This window comes from Bacillus sp. OV322 (assembly GCF_900112495.1).
Taxonomy (GTDB): domain Bacteria; phylum Bacillota; class Bacilli; order Bacillales; family DSM-1321; genus Peribacillus.
Genome location: NZ_FOMA01000002.1, coordinates 438,102 through 451,608, shown reverse-complemented (window position 1 = coordinate 451,608; position 13,507 = coordinate 438,102). Strand labels below are relative to the sequence as shown.

Below are 13,507 nucleotides of genomic sequence, written 5' to 3'. Positions count from 1 at the left end.
TCAAGGCAGGTTTGAACTCCCCATTAAATAGCGGTCCACCTCACGTGCAGCTTCACGGCCTTCCTGGATGGCCCAGACAATCAGGCTTTGCCCGCATCTCGCATCTCCTGCAGCAAAAACTCCTTCCACATTCGTCCGGTAATCTCCGTGGACCGCTTCTGCTTTTTGCCCGCTTGCGTGTACTCCGAATGCGTTAAGCAGAGGCTCGCTCGTGCCTTCAAATCCAATGGCTATAAAAACATACTGTGCATCCCAGACCTTTTCAGTACCAGGGATTTCCCTGTAGAAATAGGACCCGTTTTCTTCAGCGATTCTTTCCATCCCCATCGTATGAAGTTCCTTCACATGCCCATTTACATCCGCTATGATTTTCTTTGTCCCGATTTCATATTGCCGCGGATCTCTGCCAAATCCAGCTTCCGCTTCTTCATAGGCATAATCAAGAGTGAACACATTGGGATAAGCAGGCCACATATTTTCTGCCGCCCGCACTGCAGGCAAAATAGGATGTTTCCCAAATTGGACAACACTGCGGCATTTTTGACGAAGAGCGGTGGCAACACAATCTGCGCCCGTATCTCCGCCGCCTATGACAATCACATCTTTGCCTTCTGTGTTAATGAACTGGCCGTCAGCAAAGTCAGAATCCAGCATGCTTTTTGCTGTGCCTGTCAAATAATCCATAGCAAAATGAACACCTGCTGCTTCACGGCCCTCTATCACTAAATCACGCTGCTTTTGGGCACCGGTGCAAAGGATAACGGCATCATATTGCTCCTTTAAGTCTTCTGCAGAAATATCCTTGCCTACTTCTGTGTTTGTAATAAGTTCAATGCCTTCCTGCTTCAATAAAGAGATTCTGCGCTCGACGATATGTTTCTCAAGCTTCATGTTCGGGATGCCGTACATCAATAACCCTCCGGCACGGTCCGAGCGTTCGTAAACAGTGACAGCGTGCCCGGCCTGGTTCAATTGGTCGGCGCTGGCCAGTCCTGCAGGCCCCGAGCCTATAATCGCCACCTTTTTGCCAGTGGAGATCTTTGGAATCCGCGGTGTGATCCAGCCATTTTCAAAGCCTTTATCTATAATGGCCCGTTCAATGTTTTTTATCGTAACGGCAGGATCAGTAATAGAAAGAGTGCAGGATCCTTCACAAGGTGCAGGACATACCCGGCCAGTGAATTCAGGAAAGTTGTTTGTTTTTAAAAGCCTGCCGAGCGCTTCCTTCCATTTTCCCCGGTACACTAAATCATTCCACTCAGGTATCAGGTTATGAATGGGGCAGCCTGTCGTGACTCCTGCAACTTCCATTCCCATATGGCAAAAAGGAGTGGCACAATCCATACAGCGGGCGCCTTGCCTCACTGCCATATCGTCCGGAATGGCAGTGACATATTCATTCCAGTCATTCAGCCTGGCTATTGGATCCCGTTCCGGCCCCTTTTCACGGGGATATTCCATAAAACCTGTTGTTTTTCCCATCTTCTCTCCCCCTTTTCTTACTGCATCACCACTCCAAGAGTGTCAGGCGATGCCTTTTTTACTTTTTTAGAATGAAGATGAAAAGCGTTCAGCCTGGCCTGCTCATCTGAAGCACCCGCTGACTTTTGTTCGGATATGCTTTCCATCATGCGTTTATAATCTTTAGGAATGACTTTAACAAAATGGGCTGAAGCTTCTTCCCAATTTCCCAGTACATATAAAGCCTTTGAACTCTCTGTATAAAGGAAGTGCTTTATGATCAGCTCCTTTAATTCATTCAGTTCCTTTTTATCCGTCAATTTTTCAAACTCAATCATTTCCATATTGCATAATGAGTAAAATCCTTCTTTATCATCAGGAAGTACATAAGCAATACCGCCAGACATTCCTGCAGCAAAGTTCTTGCCTGTGTCACCCATAATGACGGCCCGGCCGCCGGTCATATATTCGCAGCCATGATCACCGATTCCTTCAACAACAACATCCGCTCCGCTGTTTCTGACTGCAAAGCGCTCGCCTGCGCGGCCATTGAGATACGCTTCCCCGCCAACAGCTCCGTACAATGCCACATTTCCGGCAATCACATTGCCTCCAGCAAATTGCTTGGAGGAAGAAGGAGCGCTGACTGCCAGTTTTCCTCCTGATAAGCCTTTTCCAAAATAATCATTCACATCACCCGTGACAATCATTGTCATTCCCTTTGGCACAAAGGCACCAAAGCTTTGCCCGGCTGATCCTTTAAACCGGAGTTTAATTGTATCCTCCGGAAGCCCTTCTTCACCGTAGCGCTTTGATATCTCGCTGCCCGTAATCGTGCCAGCCACACGATTCACATTGGTAATGGAGTAGGATGCCTCAAACGGAACCCCTTCACTAAGTGCCTTTTCCGCCGCAGGAAGAATTTCCTTCATATCAAGAGAATCTTCAATTCCATGGTTTTGAGGAGTTTTAAATGTGCGTGCTCCCTTAGGCTGATACAGCAGTGCCGATAAGTCGAGGTGCTTTGCTTTCCAGTGTAACTTAGCACGTTCGCTGACAGTAAGGACATCTGTGCGGCCGACCATATCTTCAATCGTTCTAAAACCAAGCTCCGCCATAATCTCACGCACTTCCTCCGCAACAAAACGCATGTAATGGACAATATGCTCGGGATCTCCGGCAAACTTTTCGCGGAGTTCAGGATTTTGTGTGGCAACTCCCACAGGACATGTATCCAAATGGCAGGCACGCATCATGATACAGCCCATTACAACAAGAGGCGCAGTTGCAAATCCAAATTCTTCCGCACCCAGCAGCGCTGCCATCACTACATCTTTTCCTGTCATGAGCTTGCCGTCCGTTTCCAGGACAACCCTGTCCCGCAGCCCATTCAGCATCAGTGTCTGGTGTGCTTCAGCAAGCCCAAGCTCCCATGGCAGACCTGTATGCTTGATGCTCGTTTTGGGAGAAGCCCCAGTTCCGCCGTCATAGCCACTGATCACGATTACATCCGCAGCACCCTTAGCAACTCCGGCCGCAATCGTTCCGACACCAGCCTTGGCTACAAGCTTCACACTGATCCTTGCTTCACGATTTGCATTTTTCAAGTCATGGATAAGCTGCGCCAAATCTTCGATCGAGTAAATATCATGATGCGGAGGAGGCGAAATCAGCCCTACTCCAGGTGTTGATCTGCGAACATCTGCGACCCACGGATACACCTTGCTTCCGGGCAGCTGACCGCCCTCGCCAGGCTTTGCTCCCTGGGCCATTTTGATCTGCAGTTCATCCGCATTAACAAGATAATGGCTGCTCACTCCAAAACGGCCTGAAGCAATTTGTTTGATAGCGCTTCTGCGGTTATCTCCGTTTTCATCAGGGTAAAACCGCCTTGAATCCTCTCCGCCTTCACCGCTGTTGCTTTTTCCTCCGAGCCGGTTCATACCAATCGCCAGCGTCTCATGCGCCTCTTTGCTCAATGAACCAAAAGACATGGCTCCTGTTTTGAAACGGCGCACAATGGAGCTTACCGATTCCACTTCATCAATTGGCAATGGCTGCTGTACTTTTTTATAAGAAAATAAATTGCGCAGAAAACTCATCCGCTCTTCATCCGCTAAATGTGAAAACTGCTTAAATAAGCGGTAGTCCCCTTTTCGGCATGCCCACTGCAGGGTATGAATGGTCTTAGGGTTAAATGCATGGTGCTCCCCCGATTTTCTCCATTGGAAATCGCTGCCCGATTCAAGCGTCTCTTCATAATGATGAACATACGCTTGATGATGCCGTCTCAGTGTCTCTTCCTCAATCGTTTCCAGGCCGATGCCGCCAAGCTGTGAGGCCGTGCCGCTGAAATACTTTCCAATCACCTCGGCACTGATTCCAACAGCCTCAAAAATCTGGGCGCCGCGATAGCTTTGCACGGTGGAAATCCCCATCTTGGACATCACTTTAATTACACCCTCCGTGATTCCCCAGATGTACTGGCGGACGCTTTCTTCATAACGAATAGGAAGAATTCCATCACTCGCAGCCTGCTTATATGATGCAAAAGCAAGGTAAGGATAAACAGCATCTGCACCGTATCCGATCAGTGCGGCAAAATGATGCACCTCCCTCACTTCTCCTGATTCTGCAATAATGCTTGCTTTCGTACGGATGCCGAGGCGCACAAGATGCTGGTGAAGTGCACTTACAGCAAGTAAAGGAGGAAGTGCTGTTTTCGTCTTATTCATGCCACGGTCTGAGAGAATCAGGATACTTGCACCTGCTGCAATGGCTTCCTCCGCAGTGCTAAGGATGTGTTCCAGCTCCATTTCCAAATTTTCTGAAAAAACAGCAGATATCGTAACACTTTTAAAATCCGGCCATTCATTTTTCTTTATCGCTTGGAATTGTCCGGCTGATAATACGGGGCTTTCAAGCTGAATCCGGCGGCAGTTCCTCTCATCCGGATGAAGCAAATCACCTTCTTTGCCTAAGTAGGTCACAGCAGATGTAACAATCTGCTCGCGGATGGAATCGATCGGCGGATTGGTTACCTGTGCAAACAATTGCTTGAAGTAATTAAACAGCGACTGTGGCTGGTCCGACAATACAGCAAGAGGCATATCATTCCCCATGGAACCAAGCGGGTCTTTTCCCTCCGCTGCAAGAGGAATCAGATATTTATTAATATCTTCATAGGTATAGCCGAAAGCCCTTTGGCGCTCAACGATGTCTGAAACTTCTATTTCCTCCGCTTCATGTGATCCCTCAGGCAATTTTACAATCTGTTCGTCAAGCCATTGCTGGTATGGATGCTCGGCTGCCATTTCTGATTTGATTTCTTCATCAGAAATAATCCTGCCTTTCTCCAAATCAATCAGCAGCATTTTCCCTGGGCTTAAACGTTCTTTGTAGAGAATATTTTCCTGCTCTAAGTCAAGGACGCCAACTTCAGAAGAGAAAATAACATAGTCATCTTTTGTTACATAATAACGTGCCGGGCGCAATCCGTTCCGGTCAAGCATTGCGCCGATTTGCTTTCCATCTGTAAAAGAAATCGCAGTCGGTCCGTCCCATGGCTCCATCAGCATACTGTGATATTCGTAAAACGCCCTTTTTTCCTTAGAAATATGGGGGTTCTCAGACCATGGCTCCGGGATGAGCATCATCGCTGCATGTGCAGGCTTGCGGCCGGACAAAATGAAAAATTCCAGGGCATTGTCAAGAATCGAGGAATCGCTGCCGCCTGTATCAAGGATGGGAAGAACCTTTTTGAGGTCTTCGCCAAACGCTTCTGAAACAAATTGCCTTTCGCGGGCCTTCATCCAATTAATATTGCCTCTCAGCGTATTGATTTCGCCATTATGAATCAGATAGCGGTTTGGATGTGCTCTCTCCCAGCTAGGAAAAGTATTTGTACTAAAGCGGGAATGCACTAAAGCAAATGCTGAAACAAAATTCCGATCCTGCAAATCCAGGTAAAATGCATCCACCTGTTGTGGAGTCAGCAAGCCTTTGTACACAATCGTGCTGCTTGAAAAACTGGCACAGTAAAAAGTCCTTTCCTGCTTAAGGGCCCACTGCTCTGCCTGCTTTCTAATGATGTATAATTTACGTTCAAACTGCAGTCCTTCCTCGATTTCCGGGCTTTTCCCGATAAAAACCTGGCGAATAAAAGGGCAGCTCTTTTGCGCAAGTTTCCCGACTTTTCTGAAATCAACAGGCACAGTTCTCCATCCAAGCACCAATTGTCCCTCTTGTTCAATATAGGCATTGATTTTCTCTTCAATTTCACCTTGTTTTTTGTCATCACTAGAGAAAAACAGCATGCCTACACCATAGCTTCCCTGCGTGGGAAGGTGTATTTCCGGATAGGCCAAGCGGAAAAACCGGTCTGGAATCTGCACCATCAATCCGGCTCCATCCCCTGTATGCGGGTCACTTCCCTGACCGCCGCGATGGTCTAATTGACGAAGCATTTGCAGTCCTTTTTCAACAATGTCATGTGTTTTATCGCCCTTTATATGGGCATATAAGCCGATTCCGCATGCATCATGCTCAAATTCAGGGCGGTAGAGTCCTTGTTCTTTGGGCATTTGATTGTACGTCAATATGATCTCCTCCGTTCGTTTGCTTTCAGGCGCAATTCTTTTGTTCATTATAGGGTGTTATTATTGATATAAACAATATATAATTTAGATTAAAATAATCTCGTTTCAAGATGAATAGGAGGCGGAGTCAATGGAATTGAGGCAATTGCGCTATTTTATCGAGGTAGCAGAACGGGAGCATGTATCAGAAGCAGCCGTGCATCTTCATGTTGCCCAATCCGCAATAAGTCTTCAGATATCAAAATTGGAGACTGAACTCGGCGTACAGTTATTCGAACGGGCTGGAAGAAATATTAAACTCACCCACATCGGCAAGATTTTTCTGCATCACATCAAAACAGCCATTAAAGCGATTGATTACGCCAAAGGACAGGTGGATGAATACTTGAACCCTGAGCATGGCACGATCAAAATCGGCTATCCGACAAGCCTTGCCAGCTACCTGCTGCCCACAATCATATCTGCTTATAAAAATAAGCAGCCAAGCGTTTCCTTTCATCTGCATCAGGGTTCTTATTCTTCGCTGATTGAATCCGTAAAAAATGGGGATATCAATTTAGCCCTGCTCGGCCCTGTCCCCCCTGAGGATGAAGAAATTAACACCCGCATATTATTTACAGAAAACCTGTCAGCTCTAGTGCCTATCAATCATCCCCTTGCTGAAAAGAAAAGCCTGGCTCTAAGTGAGCTTCGCAACGATGATTTTGTGCTGTTTCCTGCAGGTTACGTGCTGCGGAGAATTGCAGTGGAAGCATGCAGGCAAGCAGGTTTCAAGCCAAAAACAGCTTCAGAAGGAGCAGACATGGATGCCATCAAAGGGCTTGTGTCAGCAGGAATGGGCGTCAGTATTCTTCCAGACGGCACCTTTTACGACTCCACCCCGCGTTTTACCGCAAAAATTCCAATCGAAGCTCCCAGGGTAAGGAGAACAGTTGGGATCATTACGCCTAAAACCAGGGAACTCGCTCCATCAGAAAAGGATTTCTATCAATTCATCAAAGAATTTTTCACCGTTCTGGAGCATTATCAATAACAAAGCTGCCGGGTATCCGCCAGCTTTGTTACTGGTTTTCATAATAGCGGGAAAGCTCTACAACCATGGCTCCCATTCTTTCCTTGCCAGGCACCAGTATCCGCTCTATTCCTACTTCCTTCAATGCATCCGCTGTGACCTTGCCGACTGCGGCCGCCATTGCATGGCTGCCAAAGGAATGTATAAGGCCCTCTAAGCACCCTTCTTTTCTGGCAAAAGCAAAAAGAGAAAAAACCTGTATGGCCGTTGTGAAACAAACCGCATCCACTTCACCCCTTATCAGTTCTTTGCATAACTTTTCCACCGTTTCCCGTTCTGGAGCAATATGCTGATAAGGAAGAATCTGCATCACAGCGGCTCCGTTATTTTCAAGAAAAGAGATAAGGGAGGGAGCCTTCTCTCCGTGAAGCTGAACCATGACCTTTTTTCCGTTAAAGTCAAAGCTATTAAGCGCCTGAACCAGTCCACTTGTCGTACCGTCACTGTCCGCCGCCGTAATATCAATACCCAGCTTCTTTAAGGCACCTGCCGTTTTATAGCCCCGTGATGCCACTTTTGTTTTTCGGACAGCCTGCAAAAACGGTTCCTCCATACCCATCTTCCCGGCTATACGTATTAACGTTTCAATGCCTGCTCCTGTCGTGAATATAGACCAGTCCGCCTGAAAATCAATAAAAGACTTAATATGCGGTGCCGTTTGTTCTTCTGCTAAAAAAACCGTACCCTGCAGAGACCGTACAACTGGGACTCCTCCCTGTTTTTCAATCAGCAAGCTCATTTCCTCTGTTTTCCGCGAGCCGCCAATGGCAACTTTTCTGCCGGCTAATCCTTTTCCCATTGCTCTCCCTCTTTCCGTATGAAAATGATTTTGTATTCCATTATAGCGGATAGGAATAGTAAAGAAACAGCTATTATTCTAAATGAATCAAAGACACCGCTAAACAGTATACATTTTGATAGATTTGGAAATAATGCATGGCAAGAAGATAAATAGAGGAGTGGTGCAAACAATGCTGTCTTATCAGGAAATGCTAAAAGAAGTGAATGAATTAAGCACCTCAGGAAACATTGTCCTGTTTCATGGTAACTTTCACATTTGGCTGGCCAATAACGGACTATATTATTATCGCGACACAAGCTTTGACAGTGAGCTGATTCATCTGCCGCATTGCAAAACCGGCAGGGAATCATGCTTATGCTATCTTAGCTACCCAAACAGAATCTCATTTCGTTCTCCTAGCGCTGTCTGTGATTTTGTATATTTTAATAGGATGAAAAAAAGCGCGAAAACCAAGGTTTCCCTTTAAACTCCTAAAGTCTATCTCTTAAAAAACTACATAAAATCTTAACAATTGCCTTCTTTCACATATGATATTCTGTTAAAAAAGGAGGCACTAAATGAGCGAACATATCATTGCATTTATATTAGGGGTAGTAGAAGGCTTAACCGAATTTCTGCCTGTATCATCGACCGGGCACTTGATTCTTGCAGGCCACTTGCTTGGATTCAAAGGACAAAAGGCGAATACCTTTGAAGTGATCATCCAACTGGGATCCATGCTGGCCATATTAGTTTTATTCTGGAGAAGGTACCTCTCCCTGCTGAATTTCAAAACGATCGGAAAGCCCGAGAAAAAACTGGATCTTATACATATAATATTAGGAGTGGTACCAGCTGCTTTAGCCGGTCTTTTGCTTCATGATTTTATCAAAACCAAGCTGTTCTCTCCAAGTGTGGTCGTCGTCAGCCTGGTTGCCGGAGCCATTTTAATGATTTTTGCCGAAAAAAAACACGGCAGATTCACAGCCGGAACAGTCGATGAGCTTACCTATAAACAGGCCTTGGCTATTGGCCTGTTTCAATGCCTCGCCGTCTGTCCCGGATTCTCCCGTGCAGGCTCCACCATATCAGGTGGCCTGCTTGCAGGGGCAAACCATAAAACATCAGCGGAATTTTCTTTTCTTGTCGCGCTTCCGATCATGGTCGGTGCAACAGGACTTGATTTAATCAAAAGCCTGGACTTTTTGCATGCAAGCGACATTCCCATGTTTTCAATCGGCTTTGTTACTGCATTCATTGTAGCCATGCTGGTCGCGGTCGTCTTTCTTAAATTAATCGGAAAAATCGGCCTGAGCATCTTCGCCTATTACCGGATTCTCCTGGCGATTGTCTTTGCTTTGTTTATTTTATAAATAAGTGCGGAGCAGGCTGCACGATTTTTCCTGTAAGTTGCACGATTATGCCAGAAAGCTGCACGTTTCTTCCTGTAAGTCGCATGATTATGCCAGAAAGCTGCATGATTTCAGGCACAAACCGCTTGATTCCTGAAAAACTCGTGTATGAGCGGTAATTATCTTGTTAAAAGATCTGCAGAACATAAAACTACTATTAAAAAATCGATCAATGAACCGCGTGAAGCCTTTTAAGTGCCGCCCATTTCATCAATGGGCGGTTTTTTGTTTCCTTGCAGCTCTTGGTTATAAGCGTTTTCATTGTCATTTTAGAAAATTAAGATTATTTTATAAGTAGGCTCTAGTAAAATTGCCTGCTGATTTATCCATACCCCGAACCATAGGGAGCTTTAACAGATTCATAAACTATGAAACAGCAACATTGAAACCAGATCATCATGAGGAGGAGAACAATGAAACATTCATCTGAACGTGCTGAAACGCGGCGCATTACTGGCAACATTTTCAAAGGTTCGGTCGGCAACCTGATTGAGTGGTATGACTGGTACGTTTATTCTGCTTTTGCCGTCTACTTTTCGGCAGAATTCTTTCCGAGCGGCGACCCGACAAGCCAGCTGCTGAATACTGCAGCCATTTTTGCGGTCGGCTTTTTGATGCGTCCATTAGGAAGCCTGCTGATGGGACGTTATGCCGACCGCTTTGGACGGCGCTCAGCCCTTACCCTTTCCATTACCGTCATGGCAGGCGGTTCGCTCGTCATCGCCTGCACACCAGGCTATTCTACAATAGGGATGCTTGCACCAATTATCCTTGTTCTTGCACGGCTGCTCCAGGGGCTGTCGCTTGGCGGGGAATATGGAACTTCAGCCACTTACCTTTCTGAAATGGCCTCAAATGGCAGACGGGGCTTTTACTCAAGTTTTCAATATGTCACACTTGTCGCAGGGCAGATGGTTGCACTTGGTGTCCAAATCATTCTGCAGCAAATGCTCGATGAAGCGGATATGAAATCCTGGGGCTGGAGAATTCCATTTGTCATCGGCGCATTAGGTGCACTGGCCGTATTGTGGCTGCGCCGCACAATGGATGAATCAGAACAATTTGAAAAAATGAATAGCGAAAGCAAGAAAAACGCAGGTACTGTCCGGGCGCTAATGAAGCATCCCAAGGCTGTTTTAACAGTTGCAGGCCTTACCCTTGGCGGTACTGTCGCCTTTTATACATATACCACCTATTTACAGAAATTCATGGTCAATACTTCCGGCATCAACAAGGAAACCGTCAGCTGGATCAACTTCATCGCCCTTCTGATCTTTGTCGTGCTCCAGCCGCTTGCCGGCATGCTGTCTGATAAAATTGGCAGGCGCCCGCTTCTCATCAGCTTCGGGGTGCTCGGGACTCTTTGTACGGTTCCGCTCTTTATGTTGCTTGAACATACAAAAAATCCGATAGTCGCCTTCCTGCTCATGATGGCAGGACTTTTCATTGTCACCGGCTATACATCGATTAATGCCATTGTAAAAGCCGAGCTCTTTCCGACAGAGATCCGCGCGCTTGGCGTTGGTTTCCCGTATGCCCTTACTGTTGCTATCTTTGGCGGAACCGCTGAATTCATCGCATTATGGCTGAAAAACATCGGCAAAGAGCAGATCTTCTACTTTTACGTGGCGGCCTGTGTTTTTGTCAGCTTCCTTGTTTACTGGCGAATGGGCGAGTCATCAAAGGATTCTAAAATTTAAGGCACAAAAAAGGTGATCCGGCAGCGCATGACTGCGGATCACCTTTTTCATCTATTAAATAATCTTTTTAAACTCTCTTTCTTTCCCTTGCCAATTCTGCTTAAACTTATGGTAACATACAAAATAAACCAATTTTATTATCAGGGGGATAAAGCTATGTTTTTGCATAAAATTGATGATGAACTCTCTTTAAAGTTATTGGAGCTTAAAGATGCTGAGAGGATATTTGAATTAACGAATCAATCAAGGAGCTATTTGCGCGAATGGCTCCCTTGGCTGGATTTTAATACCAAATTAGAGGATACACAGGAGTTCATTTCTTCAAGCTTGAAGAATTTTGGCAATAATACAAGCTTGAACACAGCGATTCTCTACAAAGGGGAAATTGTGGGGACAGCCGGTTTTAACAGCATCAACTGGTCCAATAAATCCGCTGCAATCGGCTACTGGCTTTCTGAAGGATATCAGGGGCATGGCATTATGACGAGAACAGCCAAGGCGCTGACTGATTATGCTATCAATGATTTAAAGTTAAACCGTGTTGAAATAAGGGCTGCCTCTGAAAATATCAAAAGCAGAAGCATTCCTGAGAGATTGGGATATGTGAACGAAGGGAGAATCAGGGAGGCTGAATGGCTGTATGACCATTTTGTAGACCATATTGTGTACGGAATGCTTGCCGGAGATTGGAAGGCTATGGAGAAGTAAGCAAAAGGACGATCTCTAACTGAGATCGTCCTTAGCTGGATTTTTATGTTCCAAAACCTTCTTGAGTTCGTCTATTCCCTCACCGTAACGGTTGCTAACGAAAATCAGCGGAATATTATATCTCGTGTAACGAAATTTCAGCTGAAGGTCCCGTTCGATACTTGCTTTTTCTTCGTCTGTTAAATCATCAGAATAGCTTCTTATCAGTACAATCGATGAAGTTCTCCTGCTTTTTTCAAGAATGCTCTCAAACATCTCTTCATCACTGCCATGAATTTTGCCTCTAACCGAAAACAAGATCACGTCAAACCTGTCAAAAGGCAGATAATCACGGTAGCTTTTTAACGGATGCGCCAGTGTATCATAGCCGGGAGTATCAATATATAGGCTTCCATTATAGTCATACAATAGATTTGCCTGAGGATCAAGGCTCCAATCTGTTGCATCTGTCCCCTGTCCGATAACCGGCTTCGGAGTGCATTGGCCATTTGTCAGCTTCAAAAGCAGCGAAGATTTTCCGGCGCCCGGCTGCCCGATAATGGCGATTGTCTTTTTTTCTGATCTATCAAGAACGTGATCTAAACGGGAAAAGTTCTCTTCCAGCACAGATTTCCTTATATTTGGCTTATGTGAGGAAGCGGAATAATCCCCCGACTTCCTTAATCTCTTAAACGGATTGATCATCATACCTCAGGTCAATTCCTTCTTCAGTACCTCAGCAGCAAGCTCGTGGCAGTCGTTCAGGAAGTGGTTTCCTGCTGTATATGTCATAGCATAGCCTGCTGATGCCGCGGCAATTTGTCCCACGATAGGCACAAACTTTGCCGTGCTTTTCATGGCTGTCTTGGCCGCAAACCGTTTCAAAAGCAGGGCCACGCCTTCTCTTGTTGCATAATCCAAAACCTTCTTGGCCAGCGGAAGCATGGCTCCCTCGAGCTTGGAAATTTTTTCGTCATTTAATCCATATGATTTTCGGATATCCGAAAATAACTTCAGCATCACGGAAAAGTCCACACTCACATCCACACCAGGGATTGGATTAATTCCATTCGCAGCGGCAATTGCTGCATAACGCACGACAAGCTTTTTACATTCCTCTTTCTTTGCCTCAAGATGATCCATTGTATATGCTTTGGCATATCGCGTATACTTTTCCCTTTGGGCAGGCTTAAGGGATTGTGTAATGGCTTCCTGCAGAACATCAAAGCCTGTAGCATTCCTGCAGCTTGTAAAATAGACCTTTTCTTTAGACCCTACCTGCTTTTCAACATCATCCCTGATATTCTGTTCCAACTCTTCAAGGGTTTTTCCGTCTTCCCATAATTGGTCTGCCATATTGCGGACAAATAAACAAACCCTGCCCTCTTCTTTTAATTCCTTGAAAAAAGCCGTGTCTGCATCATGGAACTTGCCGGAAAACACACACAAAAACAAATCAAAGTCCTTGGGATCGAATCTGCTCATCCACTCATTGGGAGGAAACTTGGATGTTCCGTATCCAGGGAGATCGACAAGGAGCAATCCTTCATAAGGAATAAAATCCGCATCCACCGTCACATCTGTGCTGGCTCCGGTTTTAGCGACCTGCTCCCCGAACAGCTTATTGATAATGGATGATTTCCCTGCACCCGGCTGCCCAAACAGCGCAATCTTTAAAGGCACTTCATCTTCCTTTTCTATTTGTTGCTTAATTTTCTCAATATCATCATAAATACTCATATTTTCACCCCGCAGCTATATGTACCCAGTATTTTACTATAACAACCCAAAAAATA

10 protein-coding genes are annotated in these 13,507 nt (G+C 45.7%); 5 read left to right on the top strand and 5 right to left on the bottom strand.

From position 1 onward, the window contains the following. Positions 1 to 1,482 (bottom strand): glutamate synthase small subunit, encoded by a 1,482-nt coding sequence (gene gltD, locus BM126_RS06445; protein WP_090988740.1) that lies wholly within the window; start codon positions 1,480 to 1,482, stop codon positions 1 to 3. A gap of 17 nt (positions 1,483 to 1,499) precedes the next feature. Then, positions 1,500 to 6,059, bottom strand: coding sequence for a glutamate synthase large subunit (gene gltB / locus BM126_RS06440; protein WP_090988739.1), 4,560 nt, complete (start codon positions 6,057 to 6,059; stop codon positions 1,500 to 1,502). A gap of 130 nt (positions 6,060 to 6,189) precedes the next feature. On the opposite strand from gltB, the gene BM126_RS06435 reads away from it, so the two are divergent. Then, positions 6,190 to 7,092: a glutamate biosynthesis transcriptional regulator GltC gene (locus tag BM126_RS06435; protein ID WP_090988738.1), complete on the top strand. Its 903-nt coding sequence runs from the start codon at positions 6,190 to 6,192 to the stop codon at positions 7,090 to 7,092. A 28-nt stretch (positions 7,093 to 7,120) separates the two neighbouring features. On the opposite strand, the gene BM126_RS06430 is transcribed toward BM126_RS06435, so the two are convergent. Then, positions 7,121 to 7,930, bottom strand: coding sequence for a uroporphyrinogen-III synthase (locus tag BM126_RS06430; RefSeq protein ID WP_090988737.1), 810 nt, complete (start codon positions 7,928 to 7,930; stop codon positions 7,121 to 7,123). A gap of 172 nt (positions 7,931 to 8,102) precedes the next feature. Here BM126_RS06430 and BM126_RS06425 point away from each other — a divergent pair, with 172 nt between their 5' ends. The 4 genes from BM126_RS06425 (at position 8,103) to BM126_RS06410 (ending at position 11,732) form a co-directional block, all read left to right on the top strand. After that, positions 8,103 to 8,399: a hypothetical protein gene (locus BM126_RS06425; RefSeq protein ID WP_090988736.1), complete on the top strand. Its 297-nt coding sequence runs from the start codon at positions 8,103 to 8,105 to the stop codon at positions 8,397 to 8,399. 91 nt (positions 8,400 to 8,490) lie between these two features. Beyond that, on the top strand, positions 8,491 to 9,285 hold the full coding sequence (bacA, locus tag BM126_RS06420; protein WP_090988735.1) for an undecaprenyl-diphosphate phosphatase: 795 nt from the start codon (positions 8,491 to 8,493) through the stop codon (positions 9,283 to 9,285). A gap of 452 nt (positions 9,286 to 9,737) precedes the next feature. Beyond that, positions 9,738 to 11,024, top strand: coding sequence for an MFS transporter (locus tag BM126_RS06415; protein WP_090988734.1), 1,287 nt, complete (start codon positions 9,738 to 9,740; stop codon positions 11,022 to 11,024). Between the two features lie 156 nt (positions 11,025 to 11,180). Further along, positions 11,181 to 11,732, top strand: a complete 552-nt coding sequence (locus tag BM126_RS06410) for a GNAT family N-acetyltransferase (protein ID WP_090988733.1) — start codon at positions 11,181 to 11,183, stop codon at positions 11,730 to 11,732. Positions 11,733 to 11,747: 15 nt separating this feature from the next. Here the strand turns inward: BM126_RS06410 and BM126_RS06405 are convergent, their stop codons facing one another. Both BM126_RS06405 and BM126_RS06400 read right to left on the bottom strand, forming a co-directional pair. Next, on the bottom strand, positions 11,748 to 12,416 hold the full coding sequence (locus BM126_RS06405; protein WP_177201335.1) for a GTPase domain-containing protein: 669 nt from the start codon (positions 12,414 to 12,416) through the stop codon (positions 11,748 to 11,750). A gap of 6 nt (positions 12,417 to 12,422) precedes the next feature. Next, positions 12,423 to 13,451 (bottom strand): GTPase, encoded by a 1,029-nt coding sequence (locus BM126_RS06400; RefSeq protein WP_090988731.1) that lies wholly within the window; start codon positions 13,449 to 13,451, stop codon positions 12,423 to 12,425. Between the last annotated feature and the right edge of the window lie 56 nt (positions 13,452 to 13,507).

What these genes read in the sequence shown, in the direction of transcription:
- gltD (WP_090988740.1), bottom strand. Translation starts at nt 1,482, where the DNA reads ATGGGAAAAACAACAGGTTTTATGGAATATCCCCGTGAAAAGGGGCCG.
- BM126_RS06435 (WP_090988738.1), top strand. Translation starts at nt 6,190, where the DNA reads ATGGAATTGAGGCAATTGCGCTATTTTATCGAGGTAGCAGAACGGGAG.
- BM126_RS06430 (WP_090988737.1), bottom strand. Translation starts at nt 7,930, where the DNA reads ATGGGAAAAGGATTAGCCGGCAGAAAAGTTGCCATTGGCGGCTCGCGG.
- BM126_RS06425 (WP_090988736.1), top strand. Translation starts at nt 8,103, where the DNA reads ATGCTGTCTTATCAGGAAATGCTAAAAGAAGTGAATGAATTAAGCACC.
- bacA (WP_090988735.1), top strand. Translation starts at nt 8,491, where the DNA reads ATGAGCGAACATATCATTGCATTTATATTAGGGGTAGTAGAAGGCTTA.
- BM126_RS06415 (WP_090988734.1), top strand. Translation starts at nt 9,738, where the DNA reads ATGAAACATTCATCTGAACGTGCTGAAACGCGGCGCATTACTGGCAAC.
- BM126_RS06410 (WP_090988733.1), top strand. Translation starts at nt 11,181, where the DNA reads ATGTTTTTGCATAAAATTGATGATGAACTCTCTTTAAAGTTATTGGAG.
- BM126_RS06405 (WP_177201335.1), bottom strand. Translation starts at nt 12,416, where the DNA reads ATGATCAATCCGTTTAAGAGATTAAGGAAGTCGGGGGATTATTCCGCT.
- BM126_RS06400 (WP_090988731.1), bottom strand. Translation starts at nt 13,451, where the DNA reads ATGAGTATTTATGATGATATTGAGAAAATTAAGCAACAAATAGAAAAG.